The organism is Halomonas sp. HAL1, assembly GCF_030544485.1.
Taxonomy (GTDB): domain Bacteria; phylum Pseudomonadota; class Gammaproteobacteria; order Pseudomonadales; family Halomonadaceae; genus Vreelandella; species Vreelandella arctica.
In genome coordinates, this window is record NZ_CP130610.1 from 692361 (window position 1) to 713006 (window position 20646).

The window sequence follows — 20646 nt, forward strand, 5'->3', positions numbered from 1 at the left end:
GTTTGAGCAAGATTGCCTAGAGGTGAACGATTGACGCAGGCCGTGGAAATAGTAAATAGCGTTGCCCAGGCGGGTAAGGAGCTGGCAGCGTTTATCCAGCAGCACCCCAAACTGTGGGTGATTACCGGTGCGGGCGTAAGTACCGACAGCGGCATTCCGGACTATCGGGATGCGGATGGGCAGTGGAAGCGCCCGCCGCCAGTGCAGCATGGCGACTTTATGAGTTCTCATCATGTTCGTCAGCGCTACTGGGCGCGTGCGCTGATCGGCTTTAGCGCCTTGCGCGAAGCCCAGGCGAGTGGTGCGCACCATGCGCTGGCTGCGCTGGAGTCGCGGGGTTATATCCAGCAGTTAGTGACCCAAAACGTTGACCGTTTGCATCAGCGCGCTGGTTCGCGCCGGGTGATCGACCTGCATGGCCGGGCGGACATGGTGAAGTGTATGGTGTGCGACTATCAAATGATGCGCCACGCCATGCATGCCGAAATGGCGCGCATGAATCCTAGCTTTACAGGTTTACAGGCGGGGCACGCTCCGGATGGCGACGCCGATCTGGAAACCGACTTCAGCACTTTTCGTATTTTCGACTGCCCGCGCTGTAGCGGCATCCTGAAGCCTGATGTGGTGTTCTACGGCGATGTGGTCCCCGCCGAACGGCGGCTGGCAGCCCAGGTGGCGCTGGCCGAGGCAGATGCGGTGCTGGCAGTGGGTACCTCGTTGATGGTGTTTTCCGGCTACCGCTTCTGCCGCGCCGCCCATGAACGGGGCATGCCGCTGGCATCGCTCTCGCTCGGCGTCACCCGGGCGGATGCGCTGTTGACTCATCAGTGGCGCACGCCGTTAACGCCGGTGCTTGAACAGGCCGTTCGCTGTTTGCAGCCCTCTTAAAGATCGCTATTAGCGTGCTTTCGATACCCATGCATTATCTTCCAACCAGAGCCGCCAGGGTGCATCACGGTGCTCGGGCTGGGCGTAATCGATGCCTACACGGGGCCCACTGACGATCGAGGCGTCGTGGGTTGCTGCGCTAATCCACAGCTTGTCACCCTGGGTCATATCATGGCCATACAGCGCTTTATCAATCGTTAAAGCGCGCGTGAGCTTGCCGGGGCCATTGCTGAGTTGTTTGCCCGTTGCCTGACGAATAGCGCGCATGGCGGCCTCGTTGGCCGTGGGCTCAACAGCACGAATCAATACCGCGCAGGGCGAGCCTTCCGGCTCAGTCACCACGTTCAGTAACCAGTGCATGCCGTAAACCAGATACACGTAGGCGTGGCCAGCGGGGCCGAACATCGCTTCTGTGCGCGGTGAGCGGCGACGGTGAGCATGGCAGGCCGAGTCTTCCGCGCCGCAATAAGCCTCGGTTTCGACAATTCTTGCCGCCATCTGCTCGCCGTTATGCTCGCGCACCAGCCAGCAGCCGAGCATGGCTCGAGCCACTTCAAGCGTGTCGCGGTTATAAAAATCCCTTGGAAGTGGCGTCAGCTCGCTGTTTTTAACATTTGGCATGTTTGGCAACATCGTCTCGGCGTTTAGTTGAGTAGAATGCTAGGGTATTAGCTAAGGATAGACATTAGTCATTGCCACTAAAAGCGGAGCCTACCGTGCTGCCATTCGAACATCTCTATTCCACCTTGCCGGAACCCCTCTGGGTCGCCACCCAAGCAACACCCGTCGCTAGCCCAGAGCTGATCGCGTTCAATGCGCCGCTTGCCCATGAGCTGGGCGCTCAAGAGATACCTGATCCCGCCACGCTCGCCGAGTGGTTTAGCGGCAACCAGCCCATGCCGGATGCCAAGCCGGGCGCATTAGGTTACGCAGGCCACCAGTTCGGCAACTTCGTGCCACAACTAGGCGATGGCCGTGCGTTGCTGCTGGGCGAAGTGATCGACCAGGCTGGCATTCGCCGCGATGTGCAGCTAAAGGGCAGCGGTCGCACGCCGTTTTCCCGCGGTGGCGATGGTCGTTCGCCGTTAGGCCCGGTGCTGCGTGAATATCTGGTCAGCGAATTTATGGCCGCGATGGGCATCCCCACCACCCGTGCTCTGGCGGCGGTGACCAGCGGCGAGCGGGTGGTGCGGCAGATGGCAGAGCCTGGCGCTGTGTTTACCCGTGTGGCCAGTAGTCATATTCGTGTAGGCACTTTTCAGTTTGCCGCTGCGCAACGGGATGAAACACTGCTCAAAGCACTGGCGGATCATGTGATTGCGCGCCACTACCCGGAGGCCGCCAAGGCGGAAGACTCCTATATGGCGCTGCTGGAAGCGGTGGTCGCCCGCCAGGCCGTGCTGATCGCCCGCTGGATGAGCGTCGGCTTTATCCATGGTGTGATGAATACCGATAACTGCAGCATTGCCGGTGAAACCATCGATTACGGCCCCTGTGCCTTTATGGAGCAGTTCGATCCGCAGAAGGTATATAGCTCCATCGACCAAGGCCGCCGCTACGCCTTTGCCAACCAGCCCACCATTGCCCAGTGGAATCTGGCCCGCTTTGCTGAAACGCTGCTGCCGTTAATGCGTGAAGAAGGCGAGACGGTGGTAGAGCAGGCCACCAATGCCATTCGCCGCTTCGATACGCTGTTCAGTGCAGAGCAACTCCGCCTGCACGCCGATAAACTCGGTTTAGCGGCGGAAAGCCCCCAAGCTGAAGCCCTAATGGAAGGCCTCGAAAGCCAGATGCACCAGGGGCGGATGGATATGACCGCCACTTTTGATGCGCTCACACAATACGCTTCCTCGCCGAATGATGAACACCGCGAGGCGCTGCTGGCGCTAACGACTCAGCCTAATGAGCTAACCGCGTGGCTAGATACCTGGCAGCACGCGCAGGTAGCCAGCCAGGATAGCGAGCGTTTTGCCGCCATGCGTCGCGCCAACCCGGTCATTATTCCCCGCAACCACCGGGTTCAAGAGGTCATCGATGCCGCTTACGACGGTGATTTTGTGCCTTTTCATACGCTGTTAGCGGTCGTCACCCAACCATTCGATGACTCCGTGGAAGCGCGCCGTTTAGCGGCGCCCGCCACGGATAATGAGCAGGTGCTAAGGACATTCTGCGGCACCTGATGCTGTGATAAACTGTGGTTTTTTACAGGTGGAAGGGTAGCCGGTGCGCAAAATCATTCACTGCGACTGTGACTGCTTTTATGCAGCAGTGGAAATGCGCGATAACCCCGCGCTGCGGGATATCCCGATTGCGATTGGCGGCAGCGTCGAGCAGCGCGGGGTGGTGGCCACTTGCAACTATCCCGCCCGCGAGTTTGGTATTCATTCGGCCATGCCCATGGGACAAGCGCTCAAGCGTTGCCCGCATCTCACCGTGATTCGCGGTGAGATGGCCAAATACAAAGAGGTCGCCCGCCAGGTCTTCGCCATTTATCGCGATGTGACTGAACTGATCGAACCGCTCTCCCTGGATGAGGCCTTTCTGGATGTCTCGGAGGTCACCCAGCACCGCGGCAGCGCGACACTTATGGCCGAAGCGATCCGCGAACGGGTCAGTCGAGAAGTGGGGATCACCGTTTCAGCGGGCGTCGCGCCCAACAAGTTTCTGGCCAAAATTGCCAGCGACTGGAACAAACCCGACGGCCTGTGCGTGATTACGCCGGATAAGGTCGATAGCTTCGTACAACAGCTGCCGGTCAAGAAAATCCATGGGGTGGGCCCGCGTACGGCTGAGAAGTTAGCGGGGCTGGATATTCATACCTGCGCTGACCTGCGCACCCGCACGCTGACCGACCTGGTCGAGCACTTTGGCCGCTTTGGGCGGCGGCTGCATGAGCTAAGCTGGGGGCGGGACGAGCGCCCGGTGAAAACCCACCGGGAGCGCAAATCGGTTAGCACCGAGCAGACCTACGCCCAGGATTTACCCAACCTCGATGCCTGTCACCGAGAACTACCCGCGCTGATCGAAGATCTGGAGCGTCGCTATGCGCGTCTAGACCCGCCATTGGCGGTGCGCGGCCTCATCGTCAAAGTAAAATTCAACGACTTTACTCAAACCACGGTCGAACACGCCGACCCAGCGCCCAATCTTGCTCAGTTTGAAACCTTGCTCAATATCGGCTGGTCACGTGGTGAGCGCCCCGTGCGCCTGCTGGGTGTCGGGTACCGGCTGGCGGAAAGCGCGCAGGAACACCAACTACCGCTGTTTTAATTAGCCTGTTAACCCTTCGCCTGATTGACCCCGTGGCAGGGGCGCGCTAAAACAGACGTATGATAGTTTGAGTTGTTCATTTTTCCGTTTGGTCACCCACGAGCTCCGCCATGTCTGCTGATGCCGCTTCACGCCCCCGTTTAGTGTTTGCCCACGCCAATGGTTTTCCAGGGTTAAGCTACCGCAGCCTGCTGAACCCGCTGGCAGAGATGTTTGATCTCCACCCGCTGGATCGGCTGGGCCATCACCCGGATTATCCGGTGAATCATAACTGGGGCAACCTGGTGGATGAGCTGCTGAGCTACCTGCCGCAGAGTGATAAACCGCTGCTGGGCGTGGGGCACTCGCTGGGCGGCACTTTGATGGCCATGGCCGCCGACAAGCAGCCCGAGCGCTTTTGTGGGGTGATCATGCTCGACCCACCGCTAATGCTGGGGTCGGATGCCTGGGCGATGAAAGCGGCCAAGCGGTTTGGCTTTATTGACCGAATTACACCTGCCGGTAAAACCCTGGGGCGGCGAAGTGTATGGCCGAGCCGTGAGGTAATGGCGAGTTCACTGGGACGTCGGGGACTGTTTAAGCGCTTTACCCCCCAAGCACTCAACGACTACATTGAAGCAGGGACACGCTTGTTAGACGACGGCAGCGCTGAGCTGACCTTTGATCCTAGCATTGAGGTGGAGATTTTCCGCCATCTGCCGGATCACCTTTCGCGCTTGCCGCAGCGGCTTGGCGTGCCGCTAGAGCTGGTGGCGGGTAACGAATCCCACTTGCTGACGGCGTCGCGCATCAAACGCTTGCGGCGAAAGGGGTTATCGGTGAGCGAGGTTCCCGGTACGCACATGTTCCCGATGGAGCACCCGGATGAGACGCGTGCCGCCATTTTGACTGCCTGGCAACGTATCGCCAACGCCAGACAGACTTCTCATACAGCGTAAGGAGGCGTTATGTACCTTTCCGTACAACTTAGCTATTACCCGCTGGCCGATGACTTCAAGCCGGTAGTCAAAGAGGTGGTGAAACGCCTGGAGGCGACGGGACTGGAAGTGCACCCGAACCGCATGAGCACTCAGGTATTTGGCGAGTTCGATGAGGTAATGGCAGCATTAAGCGATGTGATGAAGTGGTCGTTTGAGACCCATGGTAAAGCGGTATTTACGGCTAACTTTTTGGAAGGCGATCGTCGGCCTCGATAGCTGAGCCGAGATAGCTGAGTCGATGTCGCTGCGACGGAAGCTCTGTGCGGGATCAGCCGTGGCCATCGCTTAAGCGCCCACAGTGGCGAAACTGTTGGGTTGCGGAAAAACCGGCCCTGGCGGAGCTTTCGCCAATGGTGGTCATAGTCGCCTGTTGCAGGTAGTCGCGCTGTCCTGCCTATCATCGCTTTAGATGACCCTTCGATTACCTACACCAACGAGACGCGTTTTTTAGGGCCTATTCGTTAGTAAGCGGGTTAGATAAGTTATCATTAAACTACATAAGACATGGGGCGAGGATATCATCATGTTAACAGCGCTTGTTTTTTTGATGATTTTGGTGGGAGTGACGATTTCTTGGTATCAAATCTATCAAATGCATTTCAATATTAATACATATGATAGCGCCAAACTTTCGGGTAAGAAAAACAGGCAGTTCGAAAAGCTTAGAGCCTACGAAAAGAGAGCAGTTGAAAACCAAGATGCCTCCCTGCTTGATGAAGCGGCTGTGGATGTATTCGGTGATGATTTTAATGTGGCAGCATTACGGATTGCTTTTTCTAAAGAGGGGGGGGAGATTTATGGAGTACCACTTTTAAGACGTAAAAAGGGTTTGGTTTTAAATTCGTCGAGCAAAAAGGGGAGGGGTAGTACAAGTGCTCGCCATGCTCTTTGCTTCAAGACTGGGCTGCCTTCAATCAACCTGAGAAGCTTTTTTATGGTCGCCGTCATTGCTAATGGTGGATTGATTCAATTGTTGGCGGCCATGAGTATCTATACCATTCACTATGAAGTTAGTGTGTCGGTTTTAAAGTGGATTAATCAACCTGTGATGATAATGTCTGCGATATTTTTTATTGTGCTCTTGAACTACTTGATCTCTAAAGTGGATGCTTATCTGCATGACCTTTATCAGGTTGGAAAATTGAATCAGCTGGCGCCTTTATTCAAGTGATGTTGTCAGGTTTGACGTTCTTTTAAATGAGGCGGTAGCCTCATTGGCTAGACAAAAACTGGCTAGACAAAAACGCCGCCCGATTGGGCGGCGTATGTTTGAATATTGATAATGCTTAGGTCAACGATTCCAGGCAGGACTCAATGATATCCAAACCTTCGTTAAGTACGTCGTCTTGAATGGTGACAGGCATCAGGAAACGGATGGTGTTGCCGTACATACCGCATGACAGTAGGATCAAGCCTTCTTCACGGGCTTTCTTGCACAGCGCCGCCGCCAGCTCAGCATTAGGCGTGTGATCTGCTTTGTTCGATACCAACTCAAATGCGGCCATCGAGCCCATATTGCGCACGTTATCGATGCAGTCAAACTTGCCCGCCCATTCATTGAAGCGCTTCGCCAGCTTGTCGCCCAGCGCTTGGCTCTTCTCCAGAATGTTCTCTTCTTCAAACACTTCCATCACGGCCAGCGCTGCGGCACAGGCGGTGGGGCTACCGGTGTAAGTGCCGCCCAGTGAGTTAGGGCCTGATGCGTCCATGACTTTGTCGGTACCGACAATCGCGGAGATCGGCATGCCGTCAGCCATACTCTTGGCCATGGTCATGATGTCCGGTTCAACGCCGCTGTGTTCGATGGCAAACATTTTGCCGGTACGGCCAAAGCCTGACTGCACTTCGTCGATGATCATCAGGATGCCGTGCTCATCGCAGATTTCACGGATCTTGGTCAGGAAGCTGGTAGAGGCTGGGTAGAAACCGCCTTCACCTAGTACCGGCTCAAGCACGATGGCTGCGGTATCTTTGGGGTTGGCATCGGTTTTTAGCGTCATCTTAAGGCCACGAATGGCTTCATCTTCGCTAACGCCGTGGTAGGGCACTGGGTAAGGGGCTCGGAAGACGGTGCCCGGCATCGGGCCGAAGTCGCTCTGGTAAGGCGCTACCTTGCCGTTCATGGCCATGGTGAAGAAGGTACGGCCGTGGTAGCCGCCGTCAAAGCAGATAACGTTGGAACGGCCGGTGGCTGCGCGGGCGATCTTGACGGCGTTTTCCAGCGCTTCAGCGCCCGAGTTAGCCAGCATGACCTTGGCGTGGCCACGAACAGGCACGATCTGGCTGAGTTTTTCAGCGACTTTGACATAGCCTTCATAAGGCATGACCGTCTGGCAGGTGTGCATCAGCTTATCAAGCTGGGCTTTTACCGCCGCGACTACTTTCGGGTGGCGGTGGCCCACGTTAAGTACGCCAATGCCGCCTGCAAAGTCGATGAAGCGGTTGCCGTCAACGTCCCAGATTTCAGAATTTTCAGCGCGGTCGGCGAATGCCGTTGCGGGGCTAGCAGCGCCAGCAGCGACATATTTGTGTTTCAACTCGTTCAGTTCGGCATTGCTGCTCATGGCTTACTTCCTAGATTGATGAGAGATGTTCTTTCAGCATAGTGCGTATCTGTAAGCATAGTGCCTAATAGCGTTACTTACATGGGTGACGATGCAATGACAACCTTGCTACATAGCGGTTGCGGCCTGTCCTAACGATAACGGAAGAATTAAGCCCTGTTTAGCGTTTTAACAGCTAGGCGCAACTCTTGAAGGTGCTCCGTCAAGTCGCCGCTAAGGGCGTTCACTGCGGGCCTGGCAAAATAAAAGCCCTGCTGACGGACAATGCCGGCCCGGGCCAGCCACAATGCCTCGGCTCGGGTTTCTACGCCTTCGGCGATCAGTCCCATGTCGAGCTCTTGGGCGAGTAAAATGATGGCGTTCAACAGTGCTTGGCGGCGTAGGTCGCTATCGCAGTGCATCACTAATTCACGATCGATTTTGAGCGTGTCAGGGGTTAAGTCAGTGAGCAGATCCAGGTTGGCGTAACCGTTGCCAAAGTCATCGAGTGCCGTTTTGAAACCCATCGAGCGATAGGCATCAATGATATTGCATAGGTGCTGGCGGTCGCGGACTCGCTCAGTTTCGGTGATTTCAAAAATGAGCCGGTTCGTTGGCCAGCCCACCCGCTTTGATACTTCTAGCGTTGCCTGTATACAGGCTTCGGGTTCGTAAACGGCGTTGGGCAAAAAGTTAATCGAAAGATTGGTTTGCATGCCCAGTGCACTGGCCATTTCGATCGCTTTCACTCGGCAGGCCTGGTCAAAGCGGTAGAGCAAATCACTTGTGACTTGCGAAATAACGCTCCCAGCAGACTCGCCTTGCATACCGCGAACCAGCGCCTCGTAAGTGACGATTTCAGCCAGTGATAAATCCACAATCGGTTGAAAAGCCATGGTGAATGCAAAAGGCAATTCGCCTTCACAGCGTTTACAGCTGCCATTAACGCGTGCGCACTGGCTCATTGCTGCTCCTGATGGTGTCAGTAACGGCGATTGCCGCTAAAGCGTTTATTAGAAAAAGCGCTTTCTTTACGCTATATGGAAGCGCTTTGCGATGCATATTTTTCTGATGCTCAGTTTTTGTAATGTCCAGTATTTGCAATGCTTAGTTTTGCAATGCTTAGTTTAAATATTAATACAGTGTTGGTATAGGTTTTGTACAGAAATGTTGCCTGTATCGCGCTTTTGCTTACCGCTTTTCTTTCAGTAAAAAGGCATAAAAAAGCGCCTATTCAGGCGCTAAAGAAAGGAAGTGGTTTTGACGACAAAAAGCGGCTAAATAATGCCCGCTTCGCGAAGCGCCGTACGCTGCTCCGGAGTAATCCCAAGCTCTTCCAACACGCTTTCTGTGTGTTGGCCCAAGTGGGGCGGCGCCGTGGTGGCACTCAGTTGAGCGCCATTAAAGCGGATAGGGTTAGCCACTAGATCAACGTGGCCCGCTTGGTCGTGGGGCAGGGTCTGTTTGAGCCCGCGCGCTTTTACATGCGGGTCATCGAACACCCGATCGAGCGTATTGATCGGCCCGCAGGGCACACCGACCGCTTCAAAGGCGGCCAGCCATTCATCGGTGGTGCGTTGGGCCAGCGCCGCTTCCAATTGCGGTACCAGCAGTGCCCGGTGATTCACCCGGGCACCGTTGGTGGCAAAGCGTGGGTCTTCAGCCAAGGTCGGTAGCGAAAGCACCGTGCAAAAACGCTTGAACTGCTCGTCATTGCCGACCGCCATAATCATATGGCCATCTTGGGTGGCGAACGCCTGGTAAGGCACGATGTTGGGGTGGGCGTTACCCAAGCGCTGGGGCACATTGCCGGAGGTCAGGTAATTCAACGCCTGATTGGCGAGCACACCCACCTGGACATCCATCAATGCCATATCAATATGGCAACCAACGCCGCTATCGCGGCGCTGATAAAGCGCGGCGAGTATCGCATTGGCCGCATACAGCCCGGTAAAAATATCGGTAAACGCGACGCCGCTCTTCACTGGCCCGCCGCCAGGTTCGTCATCGGGCTTGCCGGTTAGGCTCATAATCCCGCCCATGGCTTGAATCATAAAGTCGTAACCCGCCCGGTGGGCGTAAGGGCTTTCCTGGCCAAAACCGGTAATCGAGCAGTAGATCAGCTTAGGATTTAGCGCTTTCAGGCTGGCGTAATCCAAGCCATAACGCTTGAGGCCGCCGACCTTGAAGTTCTCTATCAGCACATCCGATTGCGCGACTAACTGCTTAATTACCGCTTGGCCTTCGGGCTTGGCCATATCGACGGTCACCGAGCGTTTGCCGCGGTTAGCGCACAGGTAGTACGCCGACTCTTCAGTGCCCGCCAGCCAAGGAGGGCCCCAGTGGCGAGTGTCATCGCCGCTGCCGGGGCGTTCAACCTTGATGACATCCGCGCCCATATCCGCAAGCATTTGACCGCACCACGGCCCGGCCAGTACGCGGGAGATATCGAGTACTTTAATGCCGGCCAGTGGTTTGGTTGGCTCACTCATAGGGGGCTTGCTCATAAAGGCGGTTTCCTTGGCTGTTGGCGTTTAACGGGGCGTCATTCAGGGGTTCTTAAAAGAATGCCTGAATACCCGTTTGTGCGCGGCCCAGAATCAGCGCGTGCACATCGTGAGTGCCTTCGTAGGTATTCACCGACTCCAGATTGACCATATGGCGAATCACGCCGTACTCATCAGAAACGCCGTTGCCGCCGTGCATGTCGCGCGATTGACGGGCGATATCCAGTGCCTTGCCGCAGTTGTTGCGCTTGATCAGCGAGACCATTTCCGGCGCCCAGTTGCCGCTATCCATCAATCGGCCGACTTGCAGCGCTGCCTGCAAGCCCAGAGTGATCTCGGTTTGCATGTCGGCGAGTTTTTTCTGGATCAACTGATTGGCGGCCAGCGGGCGGCCGAACTGCTTGCGGTCGAGGGTGTACTGGCGTGCCGCGTGCCAGCAGAATTCAGAGGTACCCATGACGCCCCAGGCAATGCCGTAACGGGCTTTGTTCAGGCAGCCGAATGGGCCTTTCAAGCCGCTGACGTTGGGCAGCAGATTCTCTTCGGGAACGAAGGCGTTATCCAGCACGATCTCACCGGTAATCGATGCGCGTAGTGACACTTTGCCTTCGATTTTAGGGGTCGTGAAGCCTTCGGTGCCGCGCTCAACGATAAAGCCTTTAATCTGATTATAGTGGGCTGCTGATTTCGCCCAAACCACGGCGATATCGGCGATTGGGCTGTTGGTGATCCACATTTTTGCGCCGGTCAGGCGGTAGCCACCGTCAACTTTTTCCGCCCGGGTAATCATATTGCCGGGGTCGGAGCCGTGGTCGGGCTCGGTTAAACCAAAGCAACCCACCATCTCGCCACTGGCAAGCTTAGGCAGAAATTTTTGCTTCTGCTCTTCAGAGCCGTAAGTCTCAATGGGATACATCACCAGCGAGGACTGCACGCTCATGGCGGAACGGTAGCCGGAGTCAACGCGCTCGACTTCGCGAGCAATCAGGCCGTAGGCGACGTGATTAACGCCTGCACCGCCGTACTCGGGGGAAACGGTAGCGCCCAGCAGGCCAAGCTCGCCCATTTCGGTCATGATCTCGCGGTCAAAACGCTCTTCGCGGAAGGCGGTCAGCACGCGGGGCTGAAGGTTTTCCTGGCAGTAATCGTAGGCGGCATCGCGGATCTGGCGCTCTTCGTCGGTGAGCTGTTGTTCCAGTAGCAGCGGGTCGTCCCAGTTAAAATGTGTCATGGCGTGATTCCTAAGTTCGTGGGCAGGAATAAATGCAAGATAGCTGACAATCAATGTATCGCCGTTTTTATAAAATATCTACATTTTTTTAAAACGCAGAATTTAACTTTTGAAAGGAAGCGATTAACGGATGCCGCGCGCCTCAAGCACCCGAGTAATAATCGGCACTGGGGTCATCAAGTGGTCCCGCATCAAGGTGTCGGCCTGGGCAGTGTCCCTGGCTAGAATGACCTCCACCAGCGCGGCGTGCTCCTGGCGCTTTAGCTCCAGCGCTTGGGGTGACATCACGGTTTCTTGAAGCCATAGATGACGGTAGCGCTCCACTTGATTAAACAGGGTGTCGCGCATCTGCAGCAGGTGAGGGGAGTTGCAGCCACTGGCGATGGCAGTATGGAATGCCTTGTGGCGTTGGTCCCAAATGTCGAGCAGCTCATCCGGGGTGCTGACATCGGTGACCTTGGCCAGCCGGTGAGCCGTGGCCAGCACCATGGCTTCCCAGTCGTCGTCGCCGCGCTCGATGGCTAGACGCAGGATTAACCCCTCAAGCTGTGCTCGGGCGTCGTAAATGTCGTTGAGTTCGGCCAGCGACATCGGGGCCACTCGGTAACCGCGCTGGCTGATCGCCACCACTAAGCGGTCTGCCACCAGCTGTGAGAGTGCTTCCCGCAGTGGCCCGGTGCTGGCGCCGTAATGCTCTTTCAGGTGGCTCATCAACAGCTTCTGTTCTGGAGCGTAGCGGCCTCGGATAATGTCATGCTTGAGTTGCTGATAAGCACTGATGGCCAGATTCTGGCGCGGTGCGCCTTTCTCAAAAACATTGAGCTCCATAGCGGTAAGGCTCCTGGGCAACTGACGAAAGGGAAAAATTATCGGCTATAATGACCAAATAATAACAATTTGGCATAGAGGAATATATTTATGCAGAATTTCATCATTTTTCTGCGTCGACCTCTGTCAAGGTCTGGTCTCAAGATCAAAGCCTAATTAAGGGTGGCGCTGAGCTGATAACCCTCATTAGCATCTAACGCATCAGCCGTGCTAACTTCTCCTCCACCGCTTCTGGTTACTTTTAGATAGTTAGCAGAAGCTGGGGCTTCAACACCTCCTTTTTCGTCAACCATACCTATAAGTCCAAGCAGGACGGAGGAAACGCTCATGCGAACTCTACGCTCTCTATACACCACAGCCGCTGCCGCTTCTATGCTCGCAGTGGCGCTTCCCGCAAGCGCTCAACAACTTTCAATCGCTACCGGCGGTACTGGCGGCGTTTATTACCCGATCGGTGGTGGTTTTGCCGAAATGATCAACAACCACATCGAAGGCGCCCAGGCGACCGCTGAAGTGACCGGTGCCTCGGTTGAGAACATGGGCCTGATCATGCGCGGCGATGCGGATCTTGCGCTGGCACTGGCTGATACTGTCTATCAGGCCTACACCGGTACCGGTGACTTCGAAGGTCGTCAGATCGAAAACACTCGTGCGCTGGCGTCGGTTTACCCTAACGCAGTACAGCTGGTCACCCTGGCCGAGTCGGATATCGAGTCGATTGCCGACCTGGAAGGCAAACGGGTTTCCGTTGGTGCGCCGGGTAGTGGCACCGAGCTGAACGCGCGTGCACTGCTCGAAGCCAACGGCGTCAGCTACGACGATTTCACTCCCCAGCGCCTCAACTTCAACGAAACGGCCGATGCGATTCGTGACGGTGATATCGATGCAGGCTTCTGGAGCGTTGGCCCGCCGACCAGCTCCATTCTTAACCTAGCCGCCACGCGTGATATTCGTCTGATCGGTCTTTCCGATGAAGAAGTGGCCAATGCCCAGGAAGAAGAGGCGGTATTTGCCCCTTACGAACTGGCAGCCGGTATGTATGACGGCATGGATGAAGCCGTACAGACCATTGGTATTCCCAATGTTCTCGTCGTCAATGCCGATATGGACGAAGAGCTGGCCTACCAGCTGACGCAACTGCTGTTCGAAAACACCGATGAGCTGATTGCCGTTCACCCGGCAGCGAACGACACCACCGTTGAGTTCACCATGGACTCTACCCCGGTGCCGCTACACCCAGGTGCACTGCGCTACTTCGAAGAAGTCGGTGCTGAAATTCCGGATCGTCTGCGTCCGTAACCGCTAAAGTGCATTGAAGGATAGTGCATTGAAGGATATTGCCATGCAGTGGCAGCAACGACTGTTGGCGCTACTGATTGCATGTTCTCCGTTCGCCGAAGTGGGGGCTTCCCCCGCTTCGGCGTCGGCGTTTATGCGCCTAACCGCCGTGACTGAGCAAGGCGACACCCTGGTGGATGAAGCGGTGCCTGCTGGTGGTCGCTGGTGTATAAAGTGGCAGCACTCCGTTGAGCATTTTACGGTGCTGGATTGCTATCGTAATGCAGCGGGCGTCATGCAATTGGAGCGTAGTCATCAACCCGATTTTGCCGCGGGGCTCGGGCATATTTTTGGCCGCGGCGAGCAGGTGTCAGACGGTGAAGGCGGTTACTGGATTAATGCGATTAACGAGCCTGTCACCAATAACCGGTATGTATTGAGAGTTGGCTCCCCAGCTGTCAACCATCGCGTAGTATGGCCTGGCGGTGAGCATGCGCCGGTGAGCCTAAGTGATCACGCTGCTGGGCAACGCGTGACCATTCAGCTAATAGCCCCTCACGCATCCCCGCGTGAATAAAAACGACATTAGTTAACGCTTCCGAGGACTTCATGAACGAATCCAAGCAACCGCCAAGCGTGATGCCGGGCGGTAATGCGATTCAACCCCGCATGGTGCTGTGGTCGATCACCATTGTGGCGGTGGGTCTTTCCCTGTTTCAGCTTTATTCAGCCGGTATTCAGCCCTTGGGGCTCTTTTATCAGCGCAGTATTCACCTGGCATTGATTATGATGCTGGCGTTTTTAATGTTTCCTGCCTTTGGCCCCACTCGCAAACGCGGGGTGTTGGGCTGGGGACTTGATCTGCTGTTCTTTGCCGGTGCGTTGCTGACCGGTGGCTACCTGGTACTCAACCTGGATGAGATATTCAGCCGTGCCGGATTCTGGAACAGTACCGATATTCTGGTCGCCTGCATTGCCACGGTCACGGTACTGGAAGCCAGCCGCCGGGCGGTGGGTTTCGGGATGACCGTGATTGGCTTGCTGGCGATTGTCTATGCGTTTGCCGGGCCACGGGGCGAGCTACCATGGCTTGGTGAGTGGATGCCGGGCATTTTGGAGCACCGCGGCTATACCATCGACCGGGTCGCTGGTCAGCTCTATCTGGGGCAAGAGGGTATCTTTGGCCTGCCGTTAGGCGTTGCGGCGACCTATATCTTTATCTTTGTCCTGTTTGGTGCCTTTCTTGAGTGTACCGGGGCGGGCAAGTTCTTTATCGATATGGCCTATGCGGCCACCGGCCGCCAGCGCGGCGGGCCCGCCAAGGCAGCAGTGCTGGCCTCGGCGGGCATGGGCTCTATTTCCGGCAGTGCGATAGCCAACGTGGTCACCACCGGTGCCTTTACGATTCCGCTAATGAAGCGCCTGGGCTATAAGGCCAAGCAGGCGGGCGGTATCGAAGCGGCGGCCTCGACCGGCGGGCAGATTATGCCGCCATTGATGGGCGCCGGGGCGTTCTTGATTGCTGAGTACACCAATACGCCATACCTGGACATCGTCAAGGTCAGTATCCTGCCGGCGATTATGTATTTCGCGACGGTTTACCTGTTCGTCCATATCATCGCGCTTAAGCAGGGCATGCAGGGGCTACCCAAGGACCAACTGCCGCAGATGCGCCAGGTCATGAAGGATGGCTGGCACTTCCTACTGCCGCTGGCAGTGCTGGTTTGGCTGCTGGCGATGAGCATGTCGCCGATGCGGGTAGGCTACTACGCCGTTGTCACCATGGTGGCTGTGGCGGTGATTCGTTATGCATTGTGGTTCTTGTTTGTCGCACCTCGTCAGGGGCAGCCGGTAACCGCCACCGCGATTAAAGACGTCATACGTGCTGGCTTTGCCAAGCTGATCGAAGGCCTTGAGTTAGGCGCGCGCAACGCTGTAGCGGTTTCCATGGCCTGTGCGGTCGCCGGGATTATCGTCGGCGTTGTCGGGCTAACCGGCCTGGGGCTGAAGTTCTCGTCAATGATGCTGGCCTTCTCCGGCGGTAACATCCTGCTGGCGCTGTTAATGGTGCTGCTGGCCAGTTTGATCCTGGGGATGGGGCTACCGGTCACCGCTAGCTACATCGTTTTGATTGTGCTGGTGGGTCCCGCGCTTACCCAGGAGTTTGGCATTCCGCTACTGGTCGCGCACTTAGTGGTGTTCTGGTACTCCCAGGACTCCAATGTGACGCCGCCCATCGCCTTGGCAGGCTTTGCCGGGGCGGCGATTGCGGGCAGTAAGCCGATGGAGACCAGCTTCCAGGCGTGGAAGTTTGCTAAGGGCCTCTACTTGATTCCGCTGTTCATGGTCTTCAATCCAGAGATCATTATGGGCGGGCCGGTACCCGTGGTGATCTGGAATGCAGTGATCGCTATTTTGGCATTGGGTGCTTTTGCTGCCGCCTTGGAAGGGTACTTGTTTACCCGCATGTCTTGGCTGCCGCGCATCGCGATTACTGCAGCGATTATTGCCGTGTTTTACCCCAATCTGCTCAGTGAGATTGCCGGTGTCGCAGTGATGATCGTCGCCATTGGCGCCAACTGGCTGGCTAGCAAGCGCGAATCGGAGGTGACGCCCGTTAGCGGTTAACTCTTGGTGCTGGACGCTGCTTAATCACAGCGATTAGAACGCTATTCAAAGGCCCTGGGTTTATCGCCCTGGGCCTTTTGCTATTGCTACCGTTATATCTTGCTATCCATACAACCACTCTGTTTAAATATATTGCTATATTTCTATATATAAAAGGACGAAAGTGATGTTATCTAAACAGAACCTATCGGCACCTCTCTTTGAAACGTTTACTCTGGGCAACATGACCCTAAGTAACCGTATCGTGATGGCACCCATGACGCGTAACCAGTCGCCTGGCGGGGTGCCCACTGAGGACGTGGCGGCTTACTACAAAAGCCGTGCCGTAGGTGGGGTGGGGTTAATTATCACCGAAGGTACCTATATTGATCACCTAGGTGCTAACGGCTACCCCGGCGTACCCGCTTTTTACGGTGAGCAGGCATTAGCAGGCTGGAAGCGCGTCGTAGAAGAGGTTCATGCCGCGGGCGGTAAGATTGCACCGCAGCTTTGGCACGTAGGCCGTGAGCGGCGCCCAGGCGTTGAGCCAGATACCAGCGTGCCCGGCTTTGGCCCGATGAGCATCGTGGAAGACGGCGTTGAAGTAGTTCGGGCCATGAGCGAAGACGACATGCACGAAGTCGCCGCCTCGTTTGCCCGCGCGGCCAGTGACGCTAAACGCATTGGCTTTGACGGCATCGAACTACACGGCGCCCATGGCTATTTGATTGACCAGTTCTTATGGGCCGAGAGTAACCAGCGCACCGATACCTTTGGCGGCAGCGCGGAAAATCGCTTGCGCTTCCCACGTATGATTGTAAGTGCAGTGCGTGAAGCAGTGGGCCCTGAGTTTCCGATTATGTTCCGTTTTTCACAGTGGAAGCTCTCCGACTACGACGCCATTATCGCTGAAACCCCTGACGCGCTTGGTGAAATACTCAAGCCGCTGGCCGATGATGGTGTGGATATTTTTCACGCCAGCACACGCCGCGTCTGGGAACCTGGTTTTGAGGGCAGTGATAAAACCTTGGCAACGTGGACTCGCGAATTAACCGGCAAGCCGGTTATCGCCGTGGGCAGCGTTGGTCTCGATAAAACGTTCCGTACCGGGCACTTTACCCGCACTGAAGACCCGACTTCCAAAAGCCGTGTCAATGTGGAAGAGCTGGCCATGTGGCGCGCGCGTGATGACTTTGACTTGATTGCCATTGGTCGCGCGCTGCTTTCTGACCCGCAGTGGGCTAACAAAGTACGTGATGGACGCCTTGACGAGCTTTCTGACTTTGACAGCAGCGCGCTCGACACCCTAGTACGTTAAGTTCAATCCTTTGATGCGAAAGGGGCAGGCTGCCTCGGCAGTCTGCCCCTTAACGCGTATAATGATCTGGCTATCAACGAACGGCTGTGATCATGGATATCAATACCGTTTTAAGCGCGCTGGCGAACCCAGCACGTCTCGACATTCTTTACTGGCTTAAAGAGCCGGAGCGTCATTTTCCGCCGCAAAAAGATACGGCGCCGAAGGGCGGTGTTTGTGTCAGCCATATTCGTGATAAAACCGGGCTATCTCAACCGACGGTCTCACTTTATCTTTCTACGCTTTATCGCGCGGGTTTGGTTTCTTCCACTCGGGTCGGCCAGTGGACGTACTACCGTTACGAGCATGATGTGGCAGAAAGCTTTTTGCACGAGCTGAGCGAGCGACTATAAAACGTCCTTTCGTTAAACGATAAAACCCCGCCAAAGCGGGGTTTTATCGTTGGTGTTGCTAGAAAATCAATACTGGGCCCGGTTTACGCCAGGCCCTTTTCAGTTGCTTCAGAAGATCGACTCGGCGGTGCCTGACCCCTGTGAACCGCTGGCTTCTTCCAGCTCACGGCTGATGCGGCGCTGCTGGTAATCCGGCAAGTGATCCTGATGGAACAGCTCAGAGATGCCACCAGACTGACCGTCCGCTAAACGCTGGCCTGTGCTCGGGTCCACACGTGCCGTAACGACAGTCTCTGGGCGTTCGGGCACGGCACTCGGCGTTCCTTCCAGGGCATCACCCATAAACGCTACCCAGATAGGTAGTGCGGCCTGAGCCCCATATTCAGAAATGGTTTCGTTACTATCCTTACCCACCCATACCGTGGTCACCAAGTTGTTATTAAAGCCTGCAAACCAGGCATCACGCTGGCTGTTAGTCGTACCGGTTTTGCCGACGATATCGTCACGGTTAAGGCTCAGCGCACCGCGGCCAGTGCCCGAGGTAATAACGTCACGCAGCATATCGCGCAAGATGTACACAGCGGCCGGGTCGGCTACTCGTTTGGCGATCGGGTACTCGCGACCATCGATCTCCACCGTCTCCTGGTCTTCGGCACAGCTCGGGCAGGCGACCTGTGGAGTGGCTTCATCGATAATTTCGTTATCGTCGTCACGGGTTACACGCTCAATGAACCATGGAGCTACTTGGAAGCCGCCATTGGCGATAACGGCATAAGCATTGGTCATCTCCATGGGCGTTAAGCTCGCACTGCCTAGTGCTAATGATAAGCCGTTGGGAAGTTGGGCGGGGGAGAAGCCGAAACCTTCCAAAAAGTTAATCGTGTAATCCAGCCCCATGGTCTGCAGCACACGGATCGTCACTAGGTTGCGCGAACGGGCCAGGGCTGGGCGTAAGCGCATGGGGCCTTGGAAGTCGCGGCTAGAGTTGACCGGCCGCCACAATGAGTTACTGCCATCGTCAAGCACCACAGGGGCATCGTTAACCACGCTGGCAGCGTTCATTTCGCCATTTTCAAGGGCCGCTAAATAAATAAACGGTTTGAAGATCGAGCCCGATTGACGCCGGGCCTGCACGGCACGATTGAACTTGCTCGCATTAAAGTCGAAGCCGCCCTGCAGGGCTAAAATAGCGCCTGTTTGCGGGTCTTGGACCACCAGCGAACCTTCGGCATCCGGGCGCTGAGAGAGGCGCAGCGAGCCGTCATCATTCTCAATCACGCGGATTAGATCGCCACGTACCGCAATCTCAGCCGCTGAGCTTGGCTCGGCACCACGGCTACGCGGGCTCAGATAAGGACGAGCCCAGTTCAAGCCCTCCCAGGCAATAGTCTGTAGGCCACCACGGCGGGTAAGCACCTGCATTTCGCGATCGCTGCTCTCGACCACAATGGCGGGCTGTAGAAGGCCGTAATTGGGCGTGCGCTCAAGCACCTGGACCCAGTTGCTGACGTCACCCTCGATCCCCTCGACTTCTGTTTGGCTGCGCTGGGCGGCCTGGCGGGCGGTCTGACGAATTTCCGGCGACTCGGAAAGCTCCTCTTCAAGCCCTTGGGTCGCGGTTTGCTCCTGTGCTTCCACAAGACTGGAAGCAATGTCGCTCTGCTCTGGCCCGCGCCAGCCGTGACGCAGGTCGTAGTCCGTCAAGCCATTGGCCAGTGCTTGGCGGGCATAGGGCTGCAGCTCACTATCAATGGTGGTGTAGACGCGATAGCCGCCGGTGTAAGCCTCATCGCCAAAGCGCTCTACTGCGTACTGCCGCGCCATTTCCGATACATAAGCGGCATCAACCTCGGCTTGGGTAAAGTGGCGGCGGGCGGTGACGGGATCCTGCACCGCGACTTGATAAGTCTCGTCGTCGATATAGCCCAGTTCACGCATGCGGAACAGAATCCAGTTACGACGAATCAGCGAACGCTCGGAGTTGGCCAGCGGGTTGAAGGCAGAGGGCGCCTTGGGCAAGCCAGCAATCATCGCCGTTTGTGCCAAATTCAATTCGGCGAGCGGCTTGTCATAATAGGTTTCAGCGGCGGCAGCGATACCGTAAGCGCGATTGCCCAAGAAAATCTTATTGACGTAAAGCTCGAAGATCTCCTCTTTATTGAGTACCTGCTCCATTTGCAGTGCCAGCAGAATTTCGCGAATTTTACGCGTAAAGGTCTGGTCCAGCGTCAGCATGTAGTTACGCGCGACCTGCATGGTGATGGTCGAGCCACCGGATTGGATGGTGCCGCCACTCTGCGCAAGCTCCACTGCGGCCCTGGCTAAGCCGCGCGGGTCGACACCTGCGTGGTCGAAATAACTGGCATCCTCGGCGGCAATCAAGGCATTGATCATATCCTGAGGAATTTGATCAAAATTGATCGCCATGCGACGCTCTTCACCAAATTCGCCAATCAATTTACCGTCCTGGGTAAAAATACGTAGCGGCGTGTGTAGTTCGAAATCCTGCAGTTGGCGAACGTCGGGCAGCCCCGGTGCAAAGTAAATGGCGGCGCCTACTACGGCTAACGCAGTGGCACCGACTAACGATACAATCAGGAAAAAGAGCGACACAATAAGGGTTCGAAGAAACGTCATGTACGAAGGGCACCCTGGAAAGAATAAAAAGATAGGCATCTAAACGGCCGTATCATGCAATTGGCTGCCATTATAGGAACCTGAGGCGGCGGCCACCAGTGTTGATATGCCGTAAGTTGGTTCGCGTGTGACTTAACTAAAAATCATGTAACCTCAAACGACATGTG

General features: G+C 56.0%; 19 protein-coding genes. 11 read left to right on the forward strand and 8 right to left on the reverse strand.

The features are described from left to right. Positions 1-42 precede the first annotated feature (42 nt). On the forward strand, positions 43-888 hold the full coding sequence (locus Q3Y66_RS03335; protein ID WP_139041577.1) for an NAD-dependent protein deacetylase: 846 nt from the start codon (positions 43-45) through the stop codon (positions 886-888). A 9-nt stretch (positions 889-897) separates the two neighbouring features. On the opposite strand, the gene Q3Y66_RS03340 is transcribed toward Q3Y66_RS03335, so the two are convergent. Beyond that, complete coding sequence (locus tag Q3Y66_RS03340; protein WP_008958841.1) at positions 898-1509, reverse strand: DNA-3-methyladenine glycosylase; 612 nt, start codon at positions 1507-1509, stop codon at positions 898-900. A 95-nt stretch (positions 1510-1604) separates the two neighbouring features. Here Q3Y66_RS03340 and Q3Y66_RS03345 point away from each other — a divergent pair, with 95 nt between their 5' ends. The 5 genes from Q3Y66_RS03345 to Q3Y66_RS03365 all read left to right on the forward strand — a co-directional run bounded on the left by Q3Y66_RS03345 (position 1605) and on the right by Q3Y66_RS03365 (position 6309). Next, positions 1605-3068 (forward strand): YdiU family protein, encoded by a 1464-nt coding sequence (locus tag Q3Y66_RS03345; protein ID WP_238528563.1) that lies wholly within the window; start codon positions 1605-1607, stop codon positions 3066-3068. Between the two features lie 43 nt (positions 3069-3111). Next, positions 3112-4158, forward strand: a complete 1047-nt coding sequence (dinB, locus tag Q3Y66_RS03350) for a DNA polymerase IV (protein WP_008958843.1) — start codon at positions 3112-3114, stop codon at positions 4156-4158. A gap of 110 nt (positions 4159-4268) precedes the next feature. After that, the gene (locus tag Q3Y66_RS03355; RefSeq protein WP_008958844.1) at positions 4269-5096 is read left to right on the forward strand and encodes an alpha/beta fold hydrolase; all 828 of its coding nucleotides are present in this window, start codon (positions 4269-4271) and stop codon (positions 5094-5096) included. Positions 5097-5105: 9 nt separating this feature from the next. After that, the gene (locus tag Q3Y66_RS03360) at positions 5106-5354 is read left to right on the forward strand and encodes a YkoF family thiamine/hydroxymethylpyrimidine-binding protein (protein ID WP_008958845.1); all 249 of its coding nucleotides are present in this window, start codon (positions 5106-5108) and stop codon (positions 5352-5354) included. A 307-nt stretch (positions 5355-5661) separates the two neighbouring features. Further along, complete coding sequence (locus tag Q3Y66_RS03365; protein WP_008958846.1) at positions 5662-6309, forward strand: hypothetical protein; 648 nt, start codon at positions 5662-5664, stop codon at positions 6307-6309. A 115-nt stretch (positions 6310-6424) separates the two neighbouring features. Here the strand turns inward: Q3Y66_RS03365 and gabT are convergent, their stop codons facing one another. The 6 genes from gabT to Q3Y66_RS03395 form a co-directional block, all read right to left on the reverse strand. Further along, positions 6425-7702 carry a 4-aminobutyrate--2-oxoglutarate transaminase gene (gene gabT / locus Q3Y66_RS03370; RefSeq protein ID WP_008958847.1) on the reverse strand — a complete coding sequence of 426 codons (1278 nt, stop codon included), beginning with the start codon at positions 7700-7702 and terminating at the stop codon, positions 6425-6427. Positions 7703-7851: 149 nt separating this feature from the next. Then, entirely contained in the window at positions 7852-8646 is a 795-nt protein-coding gene (locus Q3Y66_RS03375; RefSeq protein WP_008958848.1) for an EAL domain-containing protein, read from the reverse strand. A 312-nt stretch (positions 8647-8958) separates the two neighbouring features. Further along, the gene (locus tag Q3Y66_RS03380; protein ID WP_035587139.1) at positions 8959-10173 is read right to left on the reverse strand and encodes a CaiB/BaiF CoA-transferase family protein; all 1215 of its coding nucleotides are present in this window, start codon (positions 10171-10173) and stop codon (positions 8959-8961) included. A 67-nt stretch (positions 10174-10240) separates the two neighbouring features. Further along, positions 10241-11419 carry an acyl-CoA dehydrogenase gene (locus Q3Y66_RS03385; RefSeq protein ID WP_008958850.1) on the reverse strand — a complete coding sequence of 393 codons (1179 nt, stop codon included), beginning with the start codon at positions 11417-11419 and terminating at the stop codon, positions 10241-10243. A gap of 123 nt (positions 11420-11542) precedes the next feature. Continuing rightward, positions 11543-12247 carry a DNA-binding transcriptional regulator CsiR gene (gene csiR, locus Q3Y66_RS03390; protein ID WP_008958851.1) on the reverse strand — a complete coding sequence of 235 codons (705 nt, stop codon included), beginning with the start codon at positions 12245-12247 and terminating at the stop codon, positions 11543-11545. 152 nt (positions 12248-12399) lie between these two features. Beyond that, positions 12400-12576 carry a hypothetical protein gene (locus Q3Y66_RS03395; RefSeq protein ID WP_008958852.1) on the reverse strand — a complete coding sequence of 59 codons (177 nt, stop codon included), beginning with the start codon at positions 12574-12576 and terminating at the stop codon, positions 12400-12402. Here Q3Y66_RS03395 and Q3Y66_RS03400 point away from each other — a divergent pair. The 5 genes from Q3Y66_RS03400 to Q3Y66_RS03420 all read left to right on the forward strand — a co-directional run bounded on the left by Q3Y66_RS03400 (position 12575) and on the right by Q3Y66_RS03420 (position 17842). Next, positions 12575-13546 carry a TAXI family TRAP transporter solute-binding subunit gene (locus tag Q3Y66_RS03400; RefSeq protein ID WP_008958853.1) on the forward strand — a complete coding sequence of 324 codons (972 nt, stop codon included), beginning with the start codon at positions 12575-12577 and terminating at the stop codon, positions 13544-13546. The two genes, Q3Y66_RS03395 and Q3Y66_RS03400, sit on opposite strands and share 2 nt — an antisense overlap. A 43-nt stretch (positions 13547-13589) precedes the next feature. Continuing rightward, positions 13590-14102 carry a DUF1850 domain-containing protein gene (locus Q3Y66_RS03405; RefSeq protein WP_008958854.1) on the forward strand — a complete coding sequence of 171 codons (513 nt, stop codon included), beginning with the start codon at positions 13590-13592 and terminating at the stop codon, positions 14100-14102. 32 nt (positions 14103-14134) lie between these two features. After that, entirely contained in the window at positions 14135-16153 is a 2019-nt protein-coding gene (locus Q3Y66_RS03410; protein WP_008958855.1) for a TRAP transporter permease, read from the forward strand. 166 nt (positions 16154-16319) lie between these two features. After that, a complete protein-coding gene (locus Q3Y66_RS03415; protein ID WP_008958856.1) occupies positions 16320-17450 on the forward strand; it encodes an NADH:flavin oxidoreductase in 1131 nt (376 codons plus the stop codon). Between the two features lie 92 nt (positions 17451-17542). Further along, a complete protein-coding gene (locus tag Q3Y66_RS03420) occupies positions 17543-17842 on the forward strand; it encodes a helix-turn-helix transcriptional regulator (RefSeq protein ID WP_008958857.1) in 300 nt (99 codons plus the stop codon). Between the two features lie 108 nt (positions 17843-17950). On the opposite strand, the gene Q3Y66_RS03425 is transcribed toward Q3Y66_RS03420, so the two are convergent. Next, entirely contained in the window at positions 17951-20479 is a 2529-nt protein-coding gene (locus Q3Y66_RS03425) for a penicillin-binding protein 1A (RefSeq protein ID WP_008958858.1), read from the reverse strand. Positions 20480-20646 lie beyond the last annotated feature (167 nt).

Coding starts and splice junctions, on each gene's coding strand:
- Q3Y66_RS03420 (WP_008958857.1), top strand. CDS start 17,543: ATGGATATCAATACCGTTTTAAGCGCGCTGGCGAACCCAGCACGTCTC.
- Q3Y66_RS03385 (WP_008958850.1), bottom strand. CDS start 11,419: ATGACACATTTTAACTGGGACGACCCGCTGCTACTGGAACAACAGCTC.
- Q3Y66_RS03400 (WP_008958853.1), top strand. CDS start 12,575: ATGCGAACTCTACGCTCTCTATACACCACAGCCGCTGCCGCTTCTATG.
- Q3Y66_RS03425 (WP_008958858.1), bottom strand. CDS start 20,479: ATGACGTTTCTTCGAACCCTTATTGTGTCGCTCTTTTTCCTGATTGTA.
- Q3Y66_RS03395 (WP_008958852.1), bottom strand. CDS start 12,576: ATGAGCGTTTCCTCCGTCCTGCTTGGACTTATAGGTATGGTTGACGAA.
- Q3Y66_RS03415 (WP_008958856.1), top strand. CDS start 16,320: ATGTTATCTAAACAGAACCTATCGGCACCTCTCTTTGAAACGTTTACT.
- Q3Y66_RS03340 (WP_008958841.1), bottom strand. CDS start 1,509: ATGCCAAATGTTAAAAACAGCGAGCTGACGCCACTTCCAAGGGATTTT.
- Q3Y66_RS03410 (WP_008958855.1), top strand. CDS start 14,135: ATGAACGAATCCAAGCAACCGCCAAGCGTGATGCCGGGCGGTAATGCG.
- Q3Y66_RS03360 (WP_008958845.1), top strand. CDS start 5,106: ATGTACCTTTCCGTACAACTTAGCTATTACCCGCTGGCCGATGACTTC.
- Q3Y66_RS03355 (WP_008958844.1), top strand. CDS start 4,269: ATGTCTGCTGATGCCGCTTCACGCCCCCGTTTAGTGTTTGCCCACGCC.
- Q3Y66_RS03365 (WP_008958846.1), top strand. CDS start 5,662: ATGTTAACAGCGCTTGTTTTTTTGATGATTTTGGTGGGAGTGACGATT.
- Q3Y66_RS03375 (WP_008958848.1), bottom strand. CDS start 8,646: ATGAGCCAGTGCGCACGCGTTAATGGCAGCTGTAAACGCTGTGAAGGC.
- Q3Y66_RS03405 (WP_008958854.1), top strand. CDS start 13,590: ATGCAGTGGCAGCAACGACTGTTGGCGCTACTGATTGCATGTTCTCCG.
- csiR (WP_008958851.1), bottom strand. CDS start 12,247: ATGGAGCTCAATGTTTTTGAGAAAGGCGCACCGCGCCAGAATCTGGCC.
- Q3Y66_RS03380 (WP_035587139.1), bottom strand. CDS start 10,173: ATGAGTGAGCCAACCAAACCACTGGCCGGCATTAAAGTACTCGATATC.
- gabT (WP_008958847.1), bottom strand. CDS start 7,702: ATGAGCAGCAATGCCGAACTGAACGAGTTGAAACACAAATATGTCGCT.